The 22,418-nt window shown below is 50.9% G+C and carries 25 protein-coding genes and 2 pseudogenes; 11 read left to right on the forward strand and 16 right to left on the reverse strand.

Features of this window, described 5'->3' with window-relative positions; genetic code table 11:
* Window positions 1–31: 31 nt before the first annotated feature.
* From ABC502_RS00065 to ABC502_RS00090, 6 genes are read left to right on the forward strand one after another with little or no spacing between them, the layout of a single operon-like run.
* Window positions 32–1,639 carry a carboxyl transferase domain-containing protein gene (locus ABC502_RS00065; RefSeq protein ID WP_345914495.1) on the forward strand — a complete coding sequence of 536 codons (1,608 nt, stop codon included), beginning with the start codon at window positions 32–34 and terminating at the stop codon, window positions 1,637–1,639.
* Between the two features lie 18 nt (window positions 1,640–1,657).
* Window positions 1,658–2,452: an enoyl-CoA hydratase/isomerase family protein gene (locus ABC502_RS00070; RefSeq protein ID WP_345914496.1), complete on the forward strand. Its 795-nt coding sequence runs from the start codon at window positions 1,658–1,660 to the stop codon at window positions 2,450–2,452.
* 2 nt (window positions 2,453–2,454) lie between these two features.
* Entirely contained in the window at window positions 2,455–4,440 is a 1,986-nt protein-coding gene (locus ABC502_RS00075) for an acetyl/propionyl/methylcrotonyl-CoA carboxylase subunit alpha (RefSeq protein WP_345914497.1), read from the forward strand.
* Window positions 4,437–5,345, forward strand: a complete 909-nt coding sequence (locus ABC502_RS00080; protein WP_345915115.1) for a hydroxymethylglutaryl-CoA lyase — start codon at window positions 4,437–4,439, stop codon at window positions 5,343–5,345. Before ABC502_RS00075 ends, ABC502_RS00080 begins: the two co-directional genes overlap by 4 nt.
* Before the next feature lie 36 nt (window positions 5,346–5,381).
* Window positions 5,382–6,083: a CoA transferase subunit A gene (locus ABC502_RS00085; RefSeq protein ID WP_345914498.1), complete on the forward strand. Its 702-nt coding sequence runs from the start codon at window positions 5,382–5,384 to the stop codon at window positions 6,081–6,083.
* A gap of 10 nt (window positions 6,084–6,093) precedes the next feature.
* On the forward strand, window positions 6,094–6,750 hold the full coding sequence (locus ABC502_RS00090; protein WP_345914499.1) for a CoA transferase subunit B: 657 nt from the start codon (window positions 6,094–6,096) through the stop codon (window positions 6,748–6,750).
* A 289-nt stretch (window positions 6,751–7,039) separates the two neighbouring features.
* On the opposite strand, the gene ABC502_RS00095 is transcribed toward ABC502_RS00090, so the two are convergent.
* The 4 genes from ABC502_RS00095 to ABC502_RS00110 all read right to left on the reverse strand — a co-directional run bounded on the left by ABC502_RS00095 (window position 7,040) and on the right by ABC502_RS00110 (window position 10,060).
* Window positions 7,040–7,768 carry a hypothetical protein gene (locus tag ABC502_RS00095; RefSeq protein WP_345914500.1) on the reverse strand — a complete coding sequence of 243 codons (729 nt, stop codon included), beginning with the start codon at window positions 7,766–7,768 and terminating at the stop codon, window positions 7,040–7,042.
* 118 nt (window positions 7,769–7,886) lie between these two features.
* On the reverse strand, window positions 7,887–8,714 hold the full coding sequence (locus ABC502_RS00100) for an RES family NAD+ phosphorylase (RefSeq protein ID WP_345914501.1): 828 nt from the start codon (window positions 8,712–8,714) through the stop codon (window positions 7,887–7,889).
* Window positions 8,715–8,808: 94 nt separating this feature from the next.
* On the reverse strand, window positions 8,809–9,255 hold the full coding sequence (locus tag ABC502_RS00105; protein WP_345914502.1) for a hypothetical protein: 447 nt from the start codon (window positions 9,253–9,255) through the stop codon (window positions 8,809–8,811).
* A 79-nt stretch (window positions 9,256–9,334) separates the two neighbouring features.
* Window positions 9,335–10,060 (reverse strand): hypothetical protein, encoded by a 726-nt coding sequence (locus ABC502_RS00110; RefSeq protein ID WP_345914503.1) that lies wholly within the window; start codon window positions 10,058–10,060, stop codon window positions 9,335–9,337.
* A gap of 289 nt (window positions 10,061–10,349) precedes the next feature.
* On the opposite strand from ABC502_RS00110, the pseudogene ABC502_RS00115 reads away from it, so the two are divergent.
* Window positions 10,350–10,421, forward strand: a pseudogene (locus ABC502_RS00115) (integrase); the annotation flags it as partial.
* A gap of 476 nt (window positions 10,422–10,897) precedes the next feature.
* On the opposite strand, the pseudogene ABC502_RS00120 reads toward ABC502_RS00115, so the two are convergent.
* Window positions 10,898–11,005 (reverse strand): annotated as a pseudogene (locus tag ABC502_RS00120) (CopG family transcriptional regulator); the annotation flags it as partial.
* 160 nt (window positions 11,006–11,165) lie between these two features.
* Between ABC502_RS00120 and ABC502_RS00125 the strand changes: the two are divergent.
* Window positions 11,166–11,615, forward strand: a complete 450-nt coding sequence (locus tag ABC502_RS00125; protein ID WP_345914504.1) for an antitoxin Xre/MbcA/ParS toxin-binding domain-containing protein — start codon at window positions 11,166–11,168, stop codon at window positions 11,613–11,615.
* The gene (locus ABC502_RS00130) at window positions 11,612–12,076 is read left to right on the forward strand and encodes an RES domain-containing protein (protein WP_345915116.1); all 465 of its coding nucleotides are present in this window, start codon (window positions 11,612–11,614) and stop codon (window positions 12,074–12,076) included. The genes ABC502_RS00125 and ABC502_RS00130 overlap by 4 nt, the downstream gene beginning before the upstream one ends.
* A gap of 4 nt (window positions 12,077–12,080) precedes the next feature.
* Here the strand turns inward: ABC502_RS00130 and ABC502_RS00135 are convergent, their stop codons facing one another.
* Window positions 12,081–12,965 carry an NAD(P)-dependent oxidoreductase gene (locus ABC502_RS00135; protein WP_345914505.1) on the reverse strand — a complete coding sequence of 295 codons (885 nt, stop codon included), beginning with the start codon at window positions 12,963–12,965 and terminating at the stop codon, window positions 12,081–12,083.
* A gap of 91 nt (window positions 12,966–13,056) precedes the next feature.
* On the opposite strand from ABC502_RS00135, the gene ABC502_RS00140 reads away from it, so the two are divergent.
* Window positions 13,057–13,542, forward strand: a complete 486-nt coding sequence (locus ABC502_RS00140) for a glutathione peroxidase (protein WP_345915117.1) — start codon at window positions 13,057–13,059, stop codon at window positions 13,540–13,542.
* A gap of 75 nt (window positions 13,543–13,617) precedes the next feature.
* Complete coding sequence (locus ABC502_RS00145; RefSeq protein WP_345914506.1) at window positions 13,618–14,604, forward strand: 2-hydroxyacid dehydrogenase; 987 nt, start codon at window positions 13,618–13,620, stop codon at window positions 14,602–14,604.
* Between the two features lie 43 nt (window positions 14,605–14,647).
* On the opposite strand, the gene ABC502_RS00150 is transcribed toward ABC502_RS00145, so the two are convergent.
* The 10 genes from ABC502_RS00150 to ccmA are packed head-to-tail and all read right to left on the reverse strand — an operon-like array spanning window position 14,648 to window position 22,389.
* Window positions 14,648–15,379, reverse strand: coding sequence for a VacJ family lipoprotein (locus tag ABC502_RS00150; RefSeq protein ID WP_345914507.1), 732 nt, complete (start codon window positions 15,377–15,379; stop codon window positions 14,648–14,650).
* Window positions 15,380–15,430: 51 nt separating this feature from the next.
* Window positions 15,431–16,636, reverse strand: a complete 1,206-nt coding sequence (ccmI, locus tag ABC502_RS00155) for a c-type cytochrome biogenesis protein CcmI (RefSeq protein WP_345914508.1) — start codon at window positions 16,634–16,636, stop codon at window positions 15,431–15,433.
* Complete coding sequence (locus ABC502_RS00160; RefSeq protein WP_330088425.1) at window positions 16,636–17,091, reverse strand: cytochrome c-type biogenesis protein; 456 nt, start codon at window positions 17,089–17,091, stop codon at window positions 16,636–16,638. The genes ccmI and ABC502_RS00160 overlap by 1 nt, the downstream gene beginning before the upstream one ends.
* Window positions 17,088–17,687, reverse strand: a complete 600-nt coding sequence (locus ABC502_RS00165; RefSeq protein WP_330088424.1) for a redoxin family protein — start codon at window positions 17,685–17,687, stop codon at window positions 17,088–17,090. The genes ABC502_RS00160 and ABC502_RS00165 overlap by 4 nt, the downstream gene beginning before the upstream one ends.
* On the reverse strand, window positions 17,680–19,680 hold the full coding sequence (locus ABC502_RS00170; RefSeq protein WP_345914509.1) for a heme lyase CcmF/NrfE family subunit: 2,001 nt from the start codon (window positions 19,678–19,680) through the stop codon (window positions 17,680–17,682). Before ABC502_RS00170 ends, ABC502_RS00165 begins: the two co-directional genes overlap by 8 nt.
* A complete protein-coding gene (ccmE, locus tag ABC502_RS00175; RefSeq protein ID WP_330088422.1) occupies window positions 19,680–20,171 on the reverse strand; it encodes a cytochrome c maturation protein CcmE in 492 nt (163 codons plus the stop codon). The genes ABC502_RS00170 and ccmE overlap by 1 nt, the downstream gene beginning before the upstream one ends.
* Entirely contained in the window at window positions 20,168–20,371 is a 204-nt protein-coding gene (gene ccmD, locus ABC502_RS00180) for a heme exporter protein CcmD (RefSeq protein WP_330088421.1), read from the reverse strand. The genes ccmE and ccmD overlap by 4 nt, the downstream gene beginning before the upstream one ends.
* Window positions 20,371–21,108 carry a heme ABC transporter permease gene (locus ABC502_RS00185; RefSeq protein WP_345914510.1) on the reverse strand — a complete coding sequence of 246 codons (738 nt, stop codon included), beginning with the start codon at window positions 21,106–21,108 and terminating at the stop codon, window positions 20,371–20,373. The genes ccmD and ABC502_RS00185 overlap by 1 nt, the downstream gene beginning before the upstream one ends.
* A gap of 1 nt (window position 21,109) precedes the next feature.
* On the reverse strand, window positions 21,110–21,769 hold the full coding sequence (gene ccmB, locus ABC502_RS00190; RefSeq protein ID WP_330088419.1) for a heme exporter protein CcmB: 660 nt from the start codon (window positions 21,767–21,769) through the stop codon (window positions 21,110–21,112).
* Entirely contained in the window at window positions 21,763–22,389 is a 627-nt protein-coding gene (gene ccmA / locus ABC502_RS00195; RefSeq protein ID WP_330088418.1) for a cytochrome c biogenesis heme-transporting ATPase CcmA, read from the reverse strand. Before ccmA ends, ccmB begins: the two co-directional genes overlap by 7 nt.
* Window positions 22,390–22,418: the final 29 nt, after the last annotated feature.

The raw sequence follows: 22,418 nt of genomic DNA on the forward strand, positions 1-22,418 counted from the left end.
AGCGGGCAGTTTCCAGCAACAGGTGACAGCAGTGACAAAAATTCTGAGTAAAGTAAATCCGCGCAGCGAAGAGTTCGTGCGCAACCAGGCTGCGATGCAGCAGCTGGTCGAGGATGTGAACAGCAAGGTTCAGCAAATCAAGCTGGGCGGCGGTGAAGCCCTGATCGCCCGTCATACGGCGCGTGGCAAGCTGTTTGTCCGCGATAGGATCCAAAAGTTGCTGGATCCGGGCTCGCCCTTTCTGGAAGTCGGCCAGTTCGCTGGCTGGGACTGTTACGAAGACTACGTGCCCTGTGCCGGTGTGGTTGCCGGTATTGGCCGGGTTAGTGGCGTCGAGTGCATGGTGGTCGCCAACGATGCTACCGTCAAAGGCGGTACCTACTACCCGCTGACGGTGAAAAAGCACCTGCGGGCACAGGAAATCGCTGAGCGCTGCAACCTGCCCTGCATCTACCTGGTGGATTCAGGCGGTGCCAACCTGCCCCGTCAGGACGAAGTTTTCCCGGACAAACTGCATTTTGGCCGTATTTTCTTCAATCAGGCGCGGATGTCGGCCAAAGGCATTCCGCAAATTGCCGTGGTGATGGGGCTCTGTACTGCCGGCGGCGCTTATGTGCCGGCGATGGCCGATGAGAGCATCATCGTCAAAGAACAAGGCACCATCTTTTTGGCCGGCCCGCCGCTGGTCAAAGCCGCTACCGGCGAGGAAGTCAGCGCCGAGGAGCTGGGCGGAGCCGATGTGCACTGCAAAATCTCCGGTGTGGCCGATCACTATGCGGTCAATGATGAGCATGCATTGCAACTGGCCCGTAATGCGGTCTCGCGCTTAAACCGCAGCAAGCCACAGCAGCTGGATGTGCGCGAGCCGGAAGAGCCGCTCTATGATGCCAAAGAAATTTACGGCATTGTCGGTACCGATCTGAAAAAGCCGTTTGATGTGAAAGAAGTCATTGCCCGCCTGGTTGACGGCTCGGATTTCGATGAGTTTAAACAGTATTACGGCAGTACCCTGGTCTGTGGTTTTGCGCGCATCTTCGGCTATCCGGTGGGCATTGTCGCCAATAACGGGATCTTATTCTCTGAATCGGCGCAAAAAGGCGCCCACTTTATTGAGCTGTGCGGTCAGCGCAAAATTCCGCTGCTGTTTTTGCAAAACATCACCGGCTTTATGGTCGGTAAAAAATACGAAGCTGAAGGCATTGCCAAGCATGGTGCCAAAATGGTGATGGCAGTGTCCTGCGTCGAAGTGCCTAAATTCACCGTGCTGATTGGCGGCAGCTATGGCGCCGGCAATTACGGCATGTGTGGCCGGGCCTATGATCCCACCATGATGTGGATGTGGCCCAATGCCCGTATCTCGGTGATGGGCGGCGAGCAGGCCGCCGGCGTGATGGCGCAGGTCACCAAAGATGGCCTGGCCCGTAAAGGCGAAACCTTATCGGCTGAGGCTGAGCAGGCACTGAAAAAGCCCATCGTCGCGCAGTACGAACAGCAGGGTCACCCTTACTACGCCAGCGCCCGTTTATGGGATGACGGCGTAATCGATCCGGCCCAAACCCGGATGACGGTTGGCCTGGCCCTGGCTGCTGCCTTAAACGCCCCTATTGCCGACACCCGCTTTGGCGTGTTCCGGATGTAATGCTGGAGATTACCTGTAATGGCTGAATCCTACCTGGAGCTGTCTGTATCCCCTCATGGCGTCGCCAGTCTGACGCTGAACCGCCCCGAGGTGCACAACGCCTTTGACGATGTGATGATTGAGCAAATCATCGACGCCTTGCAGCAACTGGCAGAGAACTCTGCTGTGCGGCTGCTGCTGCTAAAAGCCAATGGCAAAAACTTTTCTGCCGGCGCCGATTTGAACTGGATGCGCTCAATGGCCGCCAAAGATTACCAGCAAAATCTGGACGATGCCGGCCGGCTGGCCGAGTTGATGCGTAGCCTGGATCGCTTTCCAAAACCAACCATCGCCCTGGTGCAGGGCGCAGCTTTTGGCGGTGCTCTGGGGCTGGTGGCTTGCTGCGACATCGCCCTGGCGGAGCCCAAAGCCAGCTTTTGCTTAAGCGAAGTGAAAATTGGCCTGATCCCGGCCGTAATCAGCCCTTATGTAATGCGGGCCATTGGCGAGCGGGCCAGCCGGCGTTATTTTTTAACCGCCGATCGCTTCTTTGCCGGGGAAGCCTTGCGACTGGGACTGGTGCATCAGCTGGTCCCTGAAGGCGGTTTAGCCGAAGCGGCTGAAAAACTCTGCCAGCAGCTGCTGCAAAACAGCCCGGCCGCCGTCACTGCGGCCAAGCAGCTGATTGCCGATGTCGACCAGCAGCCCATCAATGCCGCCCTGATTGCACACACCAGCGAAGCCATCGCCCGTATCCGGGTGTCGGCCGAAGGTCAGGAAGGTCTGACTGCATTTCTTACCAAGCGCAGCCCCGCCTGGCTGCCCAAGGATTAACCATGTTTCGTAAAATCCTGATTGCCAATCGCGGCGAAATCGCCTGCCGTATTATCGAAACCGCGCACAAGCTGGGGATCCGCTGTGTGGCGGTTTACTCGGAAGCCGATGCCAATGCCCGCCATGTCAACATGGCAGACGAAGCCTTCTTACTGGGGCCTGCACCCAGCAAAGACTCTTACTTAAAAGCCGATAAAATTCTGCAAATCGCCAAAGCGGCAGGTGCCGAAGCCATCCACCCGGGTTATGGCTTTTTATCGGAAAATGCTGATTTTGCCAAAGCCTGTGACGCTGCCGGTGTGGTCTTTATCGGCCCGCCGGTCGGTGCCATTGAAGCCATGGGCTCAAAAAGTGCCGCCAAAGACATTATGGCCAAAGCCGGGGTGCCGCTGGTACCCGGCTATCATGGCGATGAGCAGGCACCGGATTTCCTGGCCAAAGAAGCGGAAAAAATTGGTTACCCCTTGCTGCTCAAAGCGGCTTATGGCGGCGGCGGCAAAGGCATGCGGGTGGTGTGGCAGCAAAGTGAATTTGCCGATGCATTGGCCGGTGCCAAACGCGAAGCCATGGCAGGTTTTGGCAACGACAAAATGCTGATGGAGCGCTACCTGACCAAGCCGCGCCATGTTGAGATCCAGGTGTTTGCCGACAACCATGGCCATGCCGTTTATCTGGCCGAGCGCGATTGCTCGATCCAGCGCCGTCATCAAAAAGTGATTGAAGAAGCTCCTGCGCCAGGCTTTACTGAAGCCCAGCGTCAGTCAATGGGAGAAGCTGCCGTTAAAGCCGCTCAGGCCATTGATTACCGCGGTGCCGGTACCGTTGAATTTTTGTTCGATGAAGACGGCTCTTTCTATTTTATGGAAATGAATACCCGTTTGCAGGTCGAGCATCCGGTTACCGAGATGATCACCGGCCAGGATCTGGTGAAATGGCAATTGCTGGTTGCCAGCGGCCAGCCATTGCCGTTGGCGCAGCACGAAGTCAGCTTGCATGGCCATGCCATCGAGGTTCGGGTCTATGCTGAAGATCCAGACAACGATTTCCTGCCGGCTACCGGCAAACTGACCTATCTGCGCCAACCAGAAGCCAGCCGTTATGTGCGTGTTGACAGCGGCGTGGTCGAGAACGATGAAATCAGCCCCTACTACGATCCGATGATCGCCAAGCTGATTGTCTGGGATGAAGATCGTGACCGGGCCATCAGCCGAATGTTGCGGGCGCTGGATGATTACCGCATCGCCGGGGTCACCACCAATCTAAGCTTTTTAACCAGTCTGGTCGAGCATCCGGCTTTTGTCGCGGCCGAGCTCGACACCAACTTTATTGAACACCATCAAGAATCGCTGTTCGCACCAGCCACCAAAGAAAACAACCAAGCGCTGGTGCTGGCAGCTTTGTACATTCTGGAAACGCAAAAGCAGCCGCAAAGCTGTAGCGATGCTTTCAGCCCCTGGCAGTTTAGCCATGGCTGGCGTTTGAATGAACAGCCGATGCAACTGCTGAACCTGCAGCATCAGGAGCACAGCCATCAATTGCAGCTGCAGCAATTGCAGGATGCGGTGCTGGTGCAGTTGGATGGCCAGCAACTGCGCTGTCAGGCCCGTTTGCAGGGCGATGAGCTGATAGCCACCTTAGGTGAGCACAAAACCCGGGTGCGGATCAGTCAGTATCAGGACGCTATCAGTGTCTTTATCCGCCACCATCGCTACGATTTCAGTTATCAGACCGAGCTGCTGACCGAAACCGAGCTGAGCGACGACAGCGGCAGCCTGACAGCGCCGATGAACGGCACCATCGTTGCGGTACTGGTGGAAGCCGGCCAGCAGGTCAAAGCCGGTCAAACCCTGGTAGTGATGGAAGCGATGAAAATGGAGTACAGTATCAAAGCACCCACCGATGCCACCGTCAAAGCCGTGTTCTACCAGGCCGGTGAATTGGTGCAAGATGGTGCTGAACTGGTCGAGCTGGAGACGGAGGACGCCTGATGCTGCCAACCAAAGTTCGCCTGGTCGAAGTCGGGCCCCGTGATGGCCTGCAAAATGAAGTCGCGGTGTCGCTTGCAGCTAAAATCCAGCTGGTCAATCAGCTGAGCGCTACCGGGCTCGATACCATCGAAACCGGCGCTTTTGTTTCCCCCAAGTGGGTGCCGCAAATGGCCGACTCGGCCGAGGTTTTTGCCGGCATCGAGCGCAAGGCCGGTATTTGCTACGCCGCTCTAACGCCCAACTTAAAAGGCTACCAGGCTGCCAAAGCTGCCGGTGCTGATGAAGTGGCCATTTTTGGCGCTGCCTCAGAAGCCTTCAGCCAGAAAAACATCAACTGCAGCATCGACGAAAGCCTGGAACGCTTTGCGCCAGTGCTGGCCGCCGCCAAAGCCGATGGTATCCGGGTGCGTGGTTATGTCTCCTGCGTGGTGGGCTGTCCCTATCAGGGCGATGTGGCCCCAGCCGAAGTGGCGCGGGTGGCCAAAGCCCTGCTCGATATGGGCTGCTACGAGATTTCACTCGGCGATACCATTGGGGTTGGCACGCCCAAAACCGTTGCTGCGATGCTGGATGCCGTGCTGGCGGTGGTGCCATTAGAGCAGGTGGCGGTGCATTTTCATGATACCTACGGCCAGGCGTTAACCAATATTTACACCGCGCTGCTGCGCGGCGTTGCTGTGATTGACAGTGCGGTCGCAGGCCTGGGTGGCTGCCCTTATGCTGCCGGGGCGTCAGGCAATGTTGCCAGCGAAGATGTGGTTTATTTGCTAAATGGCCTTGGCATTGAGCACGGCGTGGATTTAAATGCGTTGGCACAAGCAGGCTGGGCGATTTGCGCCGAGCTCGGCAAGCCGGTTAGTTCTAAAGTAGGATTGGCTTTGCAGGCGAAGTGCCTTAAAAATTAAGTATTCAGATTGTTTTCATCGCATTGAGGATTACAGATGGCAGGGTTTAATAAAGTCGTAGAGAGTTACGAAGCAGCGATGGCAGGGCTGGAAGACGGCATGACGGTCATTGCCGGTGGTTTTGGCCTGTGCGGTATTCCGGAAGGCTTGATTGCCCAAATCAAAAAGATGGGTACCCGGGAGCTGACGGTGGTGTCCAACAACTGTGGCGTCGATGGTTTTGGCCTGGGCATTTTGCTGGAAGATAAGCAAATCAAGAAAATGGTCGCCTCCTATGTCGGTGAAAACGCTCTGTTCGAAAAGCAGCTGCTAAACGGTGAGCTGGAAGTCGAACTGACGCCGCAGGGCACCCTGGCAGAAAAAATGCGGGCAGGCGGTGCCGGTATTCCGGCCTTTTTCACCGCCACCGGTTACGGCACCCCGGTCGCCGAAGGCAAAGAGACCCGTGAAATTGATGGCCGTCACTATGTGCTGGAACCTGCCATTACTGGCGATTTTGCCATCGTCCGCGCCTGGAAAGCCGACCGCTACGGCAACCTGGTGTTCCGCCACACAGCTATGAACTTCAACCCGATGGCCGCCACCGCAGGCAAGATCACCGTGGCTGAAGTGGAAGAGATTGTCGAGCCGGGCGAGCTGGAACCCAGCCAGATTCACACCCCGGGTATTTATGTGCAGCGCGTGATCAAAGGCAACTTTGAAAAACGCATTGAACGCCGCATGGTTCGTCAAGGTTAAGGAGGCAGCAATGGCTTTATCACGTGAACAAGTCGCTATGCGAGTGGCGCAGGAACTGCAAGATGGCTTCTACGTTAACCTTGGCATTGGTATCCCTACCCTGGTCGCCAACTACGTGCCTGCTGGCATTGAGGTAATGCTGCAATCAGAAAATGGCTTGCTGGGCATGGGTCCCTACCCAACCGAAGCAGAAATCGATGCCGATATGATCAATGCCGGCAAAGAAACCGTGACCGCAGCAACCGGTGCCGCTATTTTCAGCTCGGCTGAGAGCTTTGCCATGATCCGCGGCGGCCATGTCGATTTAACCGTATTGGGCGCTTTTGAAGTCGACCAACACGGCAACATCGCCAGCTGGATGATCCCAGGCAAACTGGTTAAAGGCATGGGCGGCGCTATGGATTTGGTAGCCGGCGCGCAGAACATCATTGTCACCATGACGCACGCCGACAAGCACGGCAACAGCAAGCTGTTACCGGACTGCACCCTGCCCCTGACCGGCGTGGGCTGTGTGAAGAAAATCGTCACCGATCTGGCGGTGCTGGAAGTACGGGATGGCGCTTTCCATCTGCTGGAGCGGGCGCCTGGCGTCTCGGTTGAAGAGATTCAGCAAAAAACCGGTGGTAAGCTGGTGGTAAGCGGCGATATCCCGGAAATGCAGTTTTAATCGCACTGGGAGCCAGTAGAAAGCTTTTATTCCATACTGCTAAAGGTTGCATCTAAACGTACACACTACGCATAGTGGTGTGTACGTTTTTTTATGGCGCCGAGTCTGACGGCGATTACCACTCATCATTCGGCTTTGCTATGACTGCTATGTGCCAATTGCAGACATTTTACTATACAGGCATTAAAGTCTGCTTTTAGGTATTAGCAGAACACCCCAAGCAGGGGGCATATTTTGCGTTTTGAGCGCAGCGAAGCAAAATATGTCCACTGCCTTGGCTTGTTATGAGTCAGCGCCACGGGTGACTGTCATTCTGAAAAAGAACCTCTTCAATAGAAAAGCTATCTTTAATAAGATTCCTTAATGAATCCTTTGCCGCCTTTAACAGAACTCTATGCTTGTCAATATGCGCCTTTAATCGTCTAGCTGATTCAATATCATCAAACGATATCGTTATAGTACTGACTTGCTCACGGAAATCATCAAGGGTGGAACTAGGCCAGTAGCCTGTATCGCCTTTGACTAAAGCCAACTTTGTTTCATTGTACTGCCTATCTAAGTCAACATTTAGCATCTCATCAGATGGAGCTTTTACTTTTAAAACAGCTACTTCACCGGATCGATCCCATTCAATTGAGTTTGACATAAACGACAAGAAATCAAATTTGGAAACATATAAGGCATCACAACAACTAGCCAGCGTAGGATCGATTATTTCCAAACCACTTCTTAATTCCTCACCTAGCTCAATAAACATATTGGATGCTTGTTCTACCTTGTAGCTATTATTATTTAAAGCGTGCACCATCGCTTGTGCATCCCCTCCAACCTCAAAGCCCTCAAAAGTTCGATAAAACTCTTCTGTTACGTCATCTAAGGTTTGGACACAATAATAGAGCTTTGTAAGTGAGCGGCATGCTTTTTTCCTTTTATCGAACGGCAAGTCAATTAGCTTTCCAATAGTTTTATCTACTATGAAAGTAACTATCTTCCCCACAATTCCTTCAGCGGTAATCAATACAGCCTCCTCGACTCATAACGCCGTTTTAAGCGGCTAAAAATAGTTGGCTGTAATTTTTGAGGTATGAACAAAGCCAACTGCTTTTTTGTCCGACTTGAAAACTCTTGTTAGGTTTCTACCAAATAATTTTACCGTCATAATTTTCTCCTTTGGCTTGCTTTACAATTTTAAAATCATAAAGTCCATAGGGATATAGTTTAGTAATCTCTATAACTTGGCTTGAAGCCACTTTTGCTTTTTTCAAAACAGATTCAGGGCGCAGAGAAATATTCGATGTTCCTTTGATCTTGGCACTGGGAAATATCAAACCATCAATTTCAGGGTGTCTTTCGAGTAAAAGCCTGCTTAATGTCCTAGAGTAAATATAGTTTTTTTCTGAGGCGGAAAGATCATTCAATAACTCAGCGGAAAGTGCATCCATATATAAATAAGAAATAAGTCCGCGAATATCATTTTTGCCAAGTTTATCGATTAATTTTCGTATTTCATAAAACAATTCCTGCGAAATTGTACTCGTGCCATGATAGGCGTTATAAATCTCACCAATTGCCAAGCACCTAATTCCAGAGCCAGACTGATTAGGTAATTGAAACTGTCCAATTTGAACAATGTCACCTTCCTTAGCATTAATTTCCGCGAGTGCTGTGCCTATATGGTATGAAGCATAGAACATTGGGCTACCTTTTTCATTCATGCGCCCAATGCTTGTCACCTCAGGAGGTGGAGAGTGCAGCTCACTCACATGACTAAAACCTTCAATGCTAGGACAAAGCCTCGCTCTTATAATCGGCCGATCATAACCAAATTTAAAATTCAGTCCGCCAAAGGATTCAATATACCAACTTAAAAGCTTTTCAATTGCTTCAGGTGAGTCTGCTGAAGATAAATCTTTTCTAAATCTATCAAGGATATTTAACTCGATAACTTTAATATGCGCTTTCATCTTCTTTAAAACCTAACGCCCGCCACAAACGCGAGCAACTTGTTGCGAGTCGAGCGCCCAACGGGCGCGTTTTGGTGGCGATTATTAGGAACAATTACTCGCGTACCTTGGGTATATCAGGAGTACATCTAATGTTGAATTTAGATATTACCAACCTACAACACAACTCTGCCAACTCAAGAATAAAAAAACTATTAATTTTCATTGGATGCTTCGATTCGTACTTGTAACGCCAGTTAACAAATGCCTCATTACAATCATCTAATTGCACATCAAAGTCTGGCCAATGGGATCTTAACTTTATTTCTACTTGCTGAAAAAGTTGCGGTGGTAACATTGTTAACAAGGGTTTGATTTTATGCCCCCACGGTTTTAATCCATTTTCAGTCAATATTGCTTTCAGAGCTAGTTCTATCGAAAATGCTGCACACATTAAACTTGCATCAGATGATACGCCAAGCCCTTTATGAGAGCACATGTGGGCTGCCCGATAGAAGCTAATAGCATCGAAGCTCATTCCTTCAGTTTGGTAGGCACTCAATTTGACAATCCTCCTAACGTCTGAATTCACCTGCCTGCGCGGCTTTTCGCGCAGGCCTGGTGGAATGAATTGTTAGCCTTTAAGTTATGCGCAAAGGCGTACATGTGAATTGTGAGAAGTCAACATCAAGCTCGTTGGTAAACGGTTCCTCGTATGCCTTCGCGTCAAACCCCCGAAAATCGATCCCAGCCGCCTTCAAGGCACTGAAAACTCGACAGGTTGCTGAGATAAAGATAGGAATGACATTCACGTAGACCTGTTTCATTGGGTATCGATCAGACTCTGCACGCGCCCTTATCTTCGAAAAAAACAGATCCACATTAAGTTGATTTAGTAGTTTCTTTCGGTTTGCTTGACCCATCCTTTTTTCGAGATAGGGTGATGCCATGGCCTCATCTATCCGATGATAGAAGTCTTCGAGCTTATAAAAGTAGCGCATCTTAGATGGAGACCCCAGGGTTGGATAATCAACCAGAAGAAACTCGGCCCCAAGGTAGTTCTTGAACCTTTCGTCCAAGGCCATTTCCTGATTCCAGCCTTTGAATAGCAAGTGGTCGCGATGATGTATCGCATTGCGAATCAAAATAAGGGCTGCCGTATCTGCGTGCGCGAAATAATCTATGTATTCTTTGGAAACATCATACAGGCTATGAAAGGCCTCAAATTTTGACTCAAGTGCGCGATCTAGGTTGTCAATTGCTTCTACTTTATCAATGCGCACAAGCCTCTGAAATTCGAGGTGAGTCTCGACATAGATTCGCATCGAATTTGCGAGCTTTTTGATCGCCTGCTGCAGTATTTCCACGAACTTTCCCTTCAAGGCTAACAGTTATTATGTAGACCTCTCAGTAAAATCCGAAAGGCAAAACAAATTTATACCTATGAGCTCAATGAAAATCAATAACTTAAGAAGCCAGTTAAGGACATAATTTACTTTTAATTTACGACATTACTGAGACTTCTCCATAGTGCCCCCACCAAAAAACGGGGCAATATAATTAATATCAATACCTTATCTTGATTTAGCTTCTTTATCATCAGGTGTTACTGAGAAGTCTCAGTAACACACTCGATAATCAACAAAGGAGGCTTACATGACTCGTTCACCTTTCCTTGAAAGCATCAGGCAGGTTATGCGAACCAAGCATTACTCAATTCAGACTGAAGATGTCTGGTTTTACAGTCAAACCAGACATTCTTAAGGGAATTCTGGTTAGAAGGTAATCTCTGCTATTCGCTCTTAGCTGACGATCAATAAATTGGATAATTACTAAATCTGGTCGTTAGGTGAAAATGCAACTGATGTTAAGCTACCAGTAATGGTGGTGGTAAATTGGGGTGACCTTTTACAGGCTTTCGGATCAGTGGGTGTTCTCGACACAACAAAAGGCGCTTTCCCCACACTTTTATGCGCATTAAATAGTAGGCTCAGTCAATTTTACGCGCATAAAAGTGTAGTGTTGGCCATAATGCTAATACTAAGGTGATGCTATGGAACGCGAATTACTTGCAGAGCTGCTGCGCTGGAAAATCGGGGTCGGAAAATCGGGGTCGTAACAAATTAAATCCGGCATGCGTCATCTGCCCTGTGTGAAGCTGCACCGGAAGTGGGCCGCGCCTTAGCGCGGCTGGTCAGCAAGTGCTACTTGCCCGCCGTTTCCAATTCATGCCGGGCCGCAGTAGCCAGGAAGTGGCTACGGTCGCGGTAGCGATCTGGCGCTACTTTTACCTTATGGTCGATACGGCTGAGGCGGATCAAGTCTTCTTTAATGGTCCTCTGCTGCTATTAATGGCATGACTTTATACCCAAGCTGCAAAACTCACCCACTTCGCTTATAAAAGCCACAGTTCCATTGACCAGTGCCATTCAGCTGATATACTTTTAATGTATCATTTGATAGGAGGCAACAATGTCTGCCGTGATCCGTGAATTTAGCCCCCGCCTCTATACCAAGCCTGATATTTGGCAGCACATCGGCATTGCTGAGCGTGGCCCTAAGCTGTATCAGGCGCTGCATCAGGGCTTTGCCTACCAGGTGTTTGATAAACTTGCATCAGCCTCCTCTCTGGATAAAAAGCAACTGGCAGCGGTTTGTCAGCTGGCCCCTGCTACCTTGGCCCGGCGCGCGAAAAGCGGCCGCTTTACTCAGGATGAAAGCGACCGGCTGTATCGCTTTGCCACCGTCTTTGCGGCTGCCAGCAGCTTGTTTGACGGCGATAGTGCTGCCATTAAAGTCTGGCTGACACAGCCCGTGTATGGCCTTGGCGATCAGGCCCCAATTGAGATGCTGGCCACCTCGGCAGAAAGCCAGGCGGTGCTGGATCTGATTGGTCGTTTAGAGCATGGCGTCTTCAGCTGATGCTGCTGTACCGGCTGGTGCATCGGAAGTGGGCTGATCAGGCGTTTGATGGCGAAGGTGCCAGGCTGTATGGCGGGCGCTGGAACAGCAAAGGCAACGCCTGTGTTTACACAGCAGGCTCGGAAGCTCTGGCTATGTTAGAAGTGCTGGTGCATCTGAACAACCGAGTGGCATTAAAGCAGTTTCGCTTATTTCAGTTGCAGCTGCCTGACGATGCCTTACTTAGCCTGAGCCCACAGCACCTGCCCGCCAACTGGCAGATGCAACCAGCCAGCGCTGAAACCGCCAAAATCGGTGATAGCTGGCTGCAAGAGCAAGCCAGCCTGGCCTTAGCCGTTCCCAGTGTGTTGGCACCGCGCGAGCACAACATTCTGCTAAACCCAGCCCACCCCGACTATTCGGCCTGCCTGGACAGTCGGATGGAACTGGATTTTATGCCAGATCCTCGGTTAAGTCGCTGAGCAACTACTTCTGCAACCGGGCCAGCAGGCTGGACGTATCCCAGCGGTTACCCCCCATGCGCTGGACTTCGCTGTAGAACTGATCGACCAGAGCAGTCAGCGGCAGGTGGCTGCCGTTTTTACGGGCCTCACTCAGCGCTATGCTGAGATCTTTGCGCATCCAATCGACGGCAAAGCCAAAATCGTACTCGCCTTTGAGCATGGTTTGATACCGGTTTTGCATTTGCCAGGACTGGGCAGCGCCTTGTGAAATCACCTCCACCACAGCGGCAGCATCCAAACCGGCGTTTTGGGCAAAATGCAGCCCTTCCGCCAGGCCTTGAACTACACCAGCGATGCAAATTTGATTGACCATTTTCGCCAATTGACCAGCACCAGCCGGTCCCAGCAGCTTGCAGCAGCGAGCATAGGCTTGCATCACAGGCTCGGCTTTGGCATAGGCCTCGCTGTCGCCGCCGACCATAATGGTCAGCACCCCGTTTTCAGCCCCGGCCTGGCCGCCAGACACCGGCGCATCCAAAAAGCCAATGCCTTGCTCAGCACAAGCTGCCGCTAGTTCACGGGCTAGCTCAGCTGAAGCTGTGGTGTGATCGATCAGCACCGAACCAGGCTGCATGCTAGCCAGCACCCCATGTTCGCCATAGACCACAGAGCGCACATCGTCGTCATTACCCACACACAGGAACACCAGCTCGGCACCCAGTGCCGCTTCTGCCGGAGTACTGCCATGCAAGCCACCATACTGCTGCGTCCACTGTCCTGCTTTTGAACTGGTGCGGTTGTACACCCTGGTCTCATGACCGTTCTTTTGTAAAAAACCGGCCATTGGGAACCCCATCACACCCAAACCAATAAAGGCGACTTTTTTGCTGTTTGCGGAAATTGTCATACCAGTGTCTTACTTCTGTCGTAAACTATGTAGTGGCGCTAAGCGTACAAAGATGGCCGCAAAAAAGCAAAAACCTTTTGGGGAAGAACGGATGAACAACCTGCATCACTTTACCGTGAAAGACGCACAGGGCAAGCCTGTCGACTTATCACAGTACAAAGGCAAAACCGTATTGGTGGTCAATACCGCCAGCCAGTGTGGCTTTACACCTCAGTACCAGGAGCTGGAAAGCCTGTATCAAACCTATAAAGATCGCGACTTCGTCATTCTGGCCTTTCCCTGCAATCAGTTTGGTGGTCAGGAACCCGGCTCAGATCAGGAGATCCAGCAGTTTTGCCAGCTTAATTATGGCGTCAGTTTTCCGGTCATGGCAAAAGTACAGGTGAATGGTCCTGAAGCCGAACCCTTGTTTGAGTTCCTGAAAAACCAGGCCCGAGGCTTGCTAAAAACCCGTGCCATCAAATGGAACTTCACCAAATTCTTAGTCAATACCAAAGGCGAGGTTGTTAAGCGCTATGCCCCACGCACCAAGCCACTGGCACTCAAACAGAGTATCGACGAATTACTTCAGCAATAAAGCATGCGTTGATCAATCGCAACAAAACTTGCACTGTTTTTGCTACACTCTGTACAAACTGAAAAAGGACATCCGATGAAAGTTACTGTATACAGTGCAAAAAAATACGATCAACAAGCCTTTAGCCGCTGGGCTGATGCTGCTCTGGATTTTCATTATTTGGAGCTAAAGTTAAACCCGGATACGGTGGCATTGGCCGCAGGCAGCAGCGCCATATGCGCTTTTGTAAACGATGATTTATCAGCACCTGTGCTGCAAGCCTTGCATGATGAAGGCATACGGATGATTGCCTTGCGCTGTGCTGGGTTTAACAATGTCGATTTGGACGCAGCCAAACAGCTCGGTATTCAGGTGGCCCGGGTACCCGCCTACTCGCCAGAAGCCGTCGCTGAACATACCGTTGGTATGATGCTGACACTCAACCGTAAACTGCACAAAGCCTACAACCGGGTACGGGACGATAACTTTTCGCTTGATGGTTTGCTCGGTTTTAATATGCACGGCAAAACCGTTGGCCTGATAGGTACCGGCCGTATTGGCAAAGCGACGGCAAAAATCTTGCTGGGCTTTGGCTGCAACCTGCTGTGCCACGATCTGTACGAAGATGCCGAACTAAAACAGCTGGGTGCACGCTATGTGCCCCTGCCTGAATTGTACCGTACAGCCGATATCATCAGTTTGCACTGCCCACTAACCCCGGAAAGCCGTTATCTGATTAATCAGGATAGCCTGGAACTCATGAAGCAGAATGTTATGCTGATCAATACCAGCCGTGGCGGCTTGATTGACACCAAAGCAGTGATTCAGGCACTAAAAAGCCGAAAAATTGGTTATCTGGGGCTGGATGTGTACGAGCAGGAAGCCGATTTATTTTTTGAAAACTTATCAGAAATGGTGATCGACGACGATGTTTTTAAGCGCTTGCTCACCTTCCCCAACGTGTTGATCACTGGCCATCAGGCCTTTTTTACCGAAGAGGCCATGCAGCAAATCAGCCAGATCACCAGTGACAATCTGATGGCTTTTGCCAAAGGCAAAGCCAGTGGCAATGAACTCTGTTGAGCTGGTAGCTAAAAAGCGAGCCATTTGGCTCGCTTTTTAATGATCAGAAAAACTCATCCAGATACGAATCGTCGTAATCATCCTGCTCTGGTGGATTACCATCGTAAATTTCGTACAACCGATTTTGCAAATAAGCTTCGCGGATAAAAGCATAAGGGTCAAAAGAGTCTTCCAGCAAGTGCTCCATCGACATCGCTTTTTCACGCTGTGTAAGGCCTGTCAGAACATAACGGGTAATGGTAAGCGGCGTATTGAAAAGACCTAGTGGTGAATAAAAAGCATCGACCAAATCACCACCGGTGTCACGCACCGTAGAAGGGCCTCGTGCCGGCACCATCAGAAAAGAACCTTCACCCACGCCCCAAACCGCCAGCGTTTGACCAAAGTCTTCACGTCTTTCCTGCAAGCCTATTTTGGTAGCAACATCAAAAAGCCCAAAGACCCCGATGGTACTATTGACTAAAAAGCGTCCCGCAGTGATTGCCATACTGGATGGCTTGCCTTGCAAGGTAGCATTAACGAAGCTATCAGGCTCACGTAAGTTGGTAAGAAAATTATCCACCCCCCGCCTGGCAGGTGTTGGTACCACCTTCATGTAACCAACTGTCGCCGGCCGCACTATACCCGGATCGAGCACCTCGTAATTCAACTCCCACATCGCGCGGTTAAAGCCCTCTAACGAGTCACGCGGGTCCCGTTCAACGGGCGGCTCCTGGGGGGCACTGGCACAGGCCATCAGACCCAAAGTCACACAACACAAAGTTGCCAGTTTCATAAAGTACTTTGTTCTCAAGATCTGTCCTCTTTTCTTCACCTGGCTACACAACTAATCAGCCTGTAGCCGTAACGATACCTGCACTTTACCATCATTGAATAACTGTGGTGCTGAAACCACCTCAAAACTACCTTGTCGATCATCGACGGTACCACTAGGAGAGAAACGAGCCACGACTTCCACATCATCAATACTGGCCAAAGTCCAGCCTGGCTGCATTGCCATCTCTTCAGTTAACATTAATTGCAGTTCTCCAGCAGGTACCGGAATACGTTGTGCGGCTACGGGCAAGGCCGGGCCATCGGGCTGACGGACAAATACAAAGACACTGGCATCTGGATACTGTTGTCGTAACGTCTGATCCACATCCAGCGTTAACAGCACCACACGCTCTTGCCGGGCACTAACTTCATGTCCTAACTCCTGCAATTTTTCCAGCACCACCGCATAGCGCGGATCGCTAGTTGGCAAGCGGTCAAGTAAGATGGTCCAGGCTGCGGCAGCCTCTGTCATATCGCCTTTTTCATAAGCGACATAAGCCAGTAAGGACAAAGCGTCCAGATTATCCGGCTCAGCCGTTAAGGCCCGCGCTAAAGCACGACCTGCTTTAGCCAGCTTATCATCGCCCCCAACCACTAACAGAGCCTGGCTGTAGCTGATCAAAAGCGCTGGCCGGTTGGGAGTCATCTGCAGGGCTTTTTCAAAAGCATCAATGGCATCCAGCATAAAACCTTGTGACAACCAGATGCGCCCCAACAAGAACCAGGCTGCCGCATCATCGCCATCCCGTGCCAGCTTGGTACGAAGAGCCAAACCAAAGCGGGCCAGTTCTTGCTCGCTCAGGGGTTCGCCACGCTCCAACAAAGCACGCTCACCGTATTCAGGTAACTTTTGCTGAGCCAGTTGCCAATCGGCAAGCTCACGGTAATGACCGTTCCAACTGTAAATACCAGCTACTATCAAGACCAGAGCAGCACTTAAACCACCGTACCAACGCCAACTGCTGTGAGAGGCTTTCAGTTCCATTGCTCTGGCTTCTTGCTCCAGAAATTGCTGCTTCAACTCATTGGCTGCACTGTCAAAGTCTTGTTCTGCCAGCTCGCCGGCATCGCGCGCTGAAGCCAACAAGTCCATCCGTTCAGCAAACAATTGCGCCGGAGTTTGCTGCTCACCAGCCCTGACAGTACGAGGCCAGACAAGAAATACAATACTAAGGGCCAGCATCAGCACTGCCCCCACTACTAACTGCCAGATCATTATTTTTTACTCCGGTAAGCGTCGATAATGGCATCCAGTTCCCGCTCCAGCGCCGGATTGGATACCTCAGGAGTTTGTACGATTTGTCGGCGGCGCAGCATGTACCACAGCATCAGGGCCAACAGCAACACAGGTAACACCCACAGCAGGATCGTCAGCGGATTTAGTGGTGGGCTGTAATGCACAAAGTTACCGTAGCGGTCGACCATAAACTCAATGACCTCTTGCTTTGTGTGCCCTTGCTGCACCAGCTCGTAAGTTTTAGTGCGCATATCAATCGATACCACGGCATTGGAATCCGCAATATTCTGATTCTGACACTGTGGACAGCGAAGTTGTTGCACCAGCTCCTGATAGAGTTGCCGCTTAGCGTCATCTTCAAATGGCAGAATTTCCTGACCAGCCCAAAGTGGCAGACTGCAAAACAGCATCAAAAGTATGACTAAGCGGCTCATGGTTGAGCTCCCAACTGAACCAGACTTGTCTGCTGTAATTGCTCAAGCGCAGGCTCAAATTTTTGCCGCCATACCCGTGGATTGATATCACCAACATGGTGCATACGAATTTTACCCGTTGCATCCACCAGGAACGTTTCAGGTGAACCCGACACCCCTAGATCCAATGATAAACGACGGTTTTCGTCCAGGATATTGAATTGATAGGGATTGCCAAAGTAAGCCAGCTCACGCTGTACATCCCGCTGCAATTGCCCCAGGCTGAAGTGATCGCCAAAGGCTGGATCGACGGGCAAAGGATAATACAAGCCAACGACCTTGATGCCTTGCTCTTTCAGTTCAGTCATAAAACCTAACTGAGCTTTACAAGTCGGGCACCAGACGCCCCACACACTCAGTAAAAAAGGTTCGCCGGTGAGCAACTCGCGATTCCAACGCTGTTCGGGTTGCATTAAATCCGGTAAGTCAAACTCGGGCAAAGGCCGGTTTAGTAAAACTGAGTCTCTGGTCCAGGGATCGGAAAACAAACCGGTGAATAAAAACACCGAGACCCCCAGAAAAATTGCCAGTGGCGCAAAGAACAACCATTTACGCATGAGCCAGCTCCTTGTGCTTATCTGACAGCTCACCGGCCTGAGGCACAGTGTCCCGGCGCAATACTTTACGGCGATAGCGCACATCCAGCAAAGACCAGGTTGCCCCTATGGCCATCAGCAAGCCACCCAACCAGATCCAACGGACAAAGGGTTTGACCTGCATTTTAAACGACCAGGCATCTCCCGGTAGAGCTTCGCCTAAGGAGACATAAAGATCCCGGCTTAAACGGGCATGGATCGCGGCTTCAGTCATCACCGTGCGCTGAATGGTGTAAAAACGCTTTTCAGCATGTAGGTTGGTGATAAAACGACCATCCCGTTCCACTTTAAGATCAGCCGCTTCACCACCATAGTTAGGTCCATCCAGCTTGTACAGATCGAGCAAGGTAAATTCATAGCCAGATAAAGTGACGGTATCGCCTACCTGCATCCGTACATCTCGCTCGACACTGTAGGTGGTGGTCATGGCAATACCAATCACCAACACCGCAAAACCAATGTGTGCTGTAGTCATGCCATAATGGCTGGCACTAAGCTTACGAATACCAGCCAACCCCTGCCCAAACTGACGAATTCGCTGCCCAACCTCGCCCAAAGCCGACATACCAACCCAGGCCCCGAGCAACAAGCCAAGCAAAGCAACATTGGCTTGTACCGATTGCGTCGCTGCCATCAGACCAACCGCGACCATCAATGCAGCTACGGCAACCATTGCCAGAGGTGGTATTAGTGGCTGCCACTTTTGCTGTTTCCATCGTACCCAGGGGCCAAGCCCAAGCAGCAAGCTAAATGGGATGGTCAGATAAAAGAACATCGCATCAAAGAAAGGTTCCCCAATGGAAATGGATCCAAGGCCCAGCTCCTGATGGAACAATGGCAGCAGAGTGCCCAAAAACACCACCAAGGTGGCAGTTAGCATAAAGACATTGTTGCCCCACAGCATGACTTCACGGGAAAACAGTTGATACCGTGCCTGGCTGCGAACTGAGCGCATCCGCAGCGCATACAGCAGCAAAGAGCCACCGATGACAATCAGCAAAAACACCAACAGGAACATACCACGGCTTGGATCGGTAGCAAAAGAATGCACCGATACCAGCACACCGGAACGAACTAAAAAAGCACCCAGTAAACTAAGTGAAAAAGTAGCCAGTGCCAGCAGCACGGTCCAGGATTTAAAGGTTCCCCGCTTTTCTGTCACTGCCAGCGTATGAATAAGGGCTGTGCCAACCAACCAGGGCATAAAGGAGGCATTCTCTACCGGGTCCCAGAACCACCAACCGCCCCACCCCAGCTCTTTGTAAGCCCACCAACTGCCAAGCATGATACCGAGCGTGAGAAACATCCAGGCTGCTAACGTCCATGGCCGAGCCCAACGCGCCCAGGTGCTATCAAATTTGCCGCCAAGCAAGGCAGCAATGGCAAAGGCAAAAGATACTGCAAAACCAACATAACCCATATACAGCAAAGGCGGATGAATGATCATGCCAAAATCCTGCAGCAGCGGGTTCAGATCATTGCCCTCCACCGGGAAGTACGGCAGGCTACGTTCAAAAGCATTGGACATAAAGAGTGAGAAGGCAATAAAACCAACGCCAATCCAGCCCATAATGCCTAAAATCCGCCCTTGCATTAAAAGCGGCAGTTGCTTTGAAAACAAGGCAACCGCGGCGGTCCATAACGTTAGGATCCATACCCAAAGCAACATGGAGCCTTCATGAGAGCCCCAGGTTGCAGTAAGCTTGTAATACCAAGGCAATACCGAGCTTGAATTGGAGGCAACATTGATCACCGTAAAATCATCGGTGTAAAAAGCATAGCTCAGCGCTACAAAAGCTAGGCCAGCAAACAAAGCGGCTGCCAGGGCTAAGGGCTTACCAAGCATCAACGCTCGTTCATTACCGGTGTAACTGCCATACAGCGGCACCACCCCCAGTAACAAAGACAAAGCAAAAGAGAAAGTCAGTGCCAGTTGGCCAAGTTCAGGGATCATCAGTACCCCCCCGCTGACTCAGTCGCAGTTTGCTGCGATGGCGGCACGTGCTTGATACCTTTTAAGGCTTTGGCCACTTCGGGCGGCATATATTCTTCATCGTGCTTGGCCAGTACTTCCGACGCACGAATCAAGCGCTCTTCAACCAGATGGCCTTGTGCTACGATGCCTTGCCCTTCACGAAACAAGTCCGGCAAAATGCCGTTGTATTCTACCGTCACGGTTGGGCCGGTATCGACCAGATCAAAGCGCACCAGCAAGGAATCCGGATCACGAACCACCGAGCCTTCAACCACCACGCCACCAATACGCAAGCGCTGGCCTATTTCTGGCCGAATTTTATCTGCACCTATCCCCTCGACCAACTGGGTGGGGGTATAGAATAAATTGATGTTTTGCTGCAGCGCGTACAACATAGCACCTATGGAGCCGGCTACCAAAGCTAACATTGCTACGATGGACCACAACCGTTTCTGTCGTCGTGCATTCATGGATGTTCAGTCTCCTGATACTGCTTAATGCGTTGTGCCCGCGCCAACTTCTGGCGAAAGCTCTGATGAAAGGCCTTCATTTCCCAGAAACAGTAACCGACCAGGCCAATCAATAAACCATAGGTCAAACCATATGCTAACCAAATGAAAAAGCCGTAGCCCCCCATGGCCAGAAAATCACTGAAACTATCAAACTGCATTAGTGTCCTCCCAGTGTGGCCCGAACCCAGGGGCGATGCTGCTCATGTTCTAAAATAGCAGTGCGCAAACGCAGGCAAACTAAAGCCAGCATCAGCAGGTAGAAACCCAGCAAGCTAATCAACAAGGGCCACAGCATGCTTGGATGCACTGACGGACTATCAAACTTAGTGATGCTCGCTCCCTGATGCAGGGTATTCCACCACTCTACCGAAAAATGAATAATCGGTACATTCACAATGCCAATCAGCGCTAGCAAAGACGCGACCTTGCCGCCAGTCTGACGATCAGAAAAAGCGCCATAGAGAGCGATCACACCAAGGTAGAGAAACAACAAAATTAATTGTGAAGTTAAGCGCGCATCCCACTCCCACCAGGTACCCCACATTGGTTTACCCCAGGCCATGCCAGTAAGTAAAGAGATTGCGGTAAAGACGGCACCAATAGGAGCAATGGCTAACACAGACCACTGCGCCACTTTGACCTGCCAAACCAATGCAATAAAAGCGGCAATAGCCATCATGGTATAGGTGCTCATAGACAGCAAAGCAGCGGGAACATGGATGTAAATAATACGAACTGTATCAAACTGCTGGTAATCCGGTGGAGCAAACACTAGCCCCCATATATTCCCAAACAACAAGATAGAAACGGCCGACAGCATCAGCCAGGGGAACAAACGCCCACAAAAATGGTAGAGGGTTTCAGGTTTAGCAAGCGGGTGCAACCATTTAAACATACTAACTCACATTAATCCGCAAAGCACTGGCTACAGCCAGCGGCACCAAAGCCAACGCTAAAAAAAGCATGGCAACCAGAATAGCAAGTTGTCCACTGTAGGGTAGCCCCATACTGGCAGCTTCAATTGCTGCACTGGCAAAAATCAGCAATGGGATATACAGCGGCAAAATCAGCAACGCCAGTAAAATACCGCCTTTATCGGCAGACATAGTCAGCGCTGCACCAAGTACGCTCAGAATACTCAGCAAAGGTGTCCCCAGCAGCAGGGTCAGCATCATGGCAACAAAAGCCGCTGACTCAACACCAAGTAACATAGCAACAACAGGCGATAGCAATACCAGCGGCAAACCTGTGCTTAACCAGTTTGCGGCAGCTTTTGCCAGTACAAATGCCATCAATCCTTGCCTGGATGCAACCAACTGCTCTATCACGCCATTGCGGTAATCATCACGAAACAACCGCTCTGCAGCCAACAATACACTGAGTAGCGCAGCAATCCATACAATACCAGGGGCCATTATACGTAACTGATTTGGCTCTGGTCCAACCCCTAATGGGAACAAAGTCAGTACAATGATAAAAAACAATAACGGATTCAGCCAATCAGCTTTCTGTCGCCCCAATAAAACCAGCTCCCGGCGTAAAAAAGTCATTACCATCGGTACGCCAGCTCCATAGTTCTTAAACTGGGAAAATCCTGACTCAAGGCTTGATGCGTGGTCACGATAATAGCCCCTTCAGCGGCCAGGTGTTGATGAAAGCATTGCTGTAAACGCTGGATGGCTTGCTGATCTAGTGCCGTAAAAGGCTCATCAAGGATCCATAGAGGAGCTTTGGTTAACCAAAGACGGGCCAGGGATACCCGCCGTTGCTGGCCAGCAGATAACATACGGCAAGGCACATCTTCTAAACCGGCCAGCCCCAGCGAACCTAAAAGCTGCATGCTATCGCTGTAGGGTAATTGGTAAGCCGCCCGCCAAAAAGCGATATTCTCCATTGCTGTCAATTGCTCATGAATACCGCTGTGGTGGCCGATATAACATAAAGAAGCAGCATAGTGTTCAGCCTGCACTGCCAAGGGTTGGCCCTGAAATAAGATCTCTCCATCATCCGGAGTGGACAAACCGGCCAGCAGGCGTAACAATGAACTTTTACCTGCGCCATTTTTACCTTGTATTTGCAACAGCTGGCCAGGTGACAACTCAAGATCAAGCGCTTGGAACAGTACTCTGTCCTGGCGGATACAACTTAAACCGCGGGCGCGTAGAAAGTCGGTCACTATGGCCTCCTGTAAATTTGCGCGGATCT

It is taken from the genome of Alkalimonas sp. NCh-2, assembly GCF_039631345.1.
GTDB lineage: Bacteria > Pseudomonadota > Gammaproteobacteria > Enterobacterales > Alteromonadaceae > Alkalimonas > Alkalimonas mucilaginosa.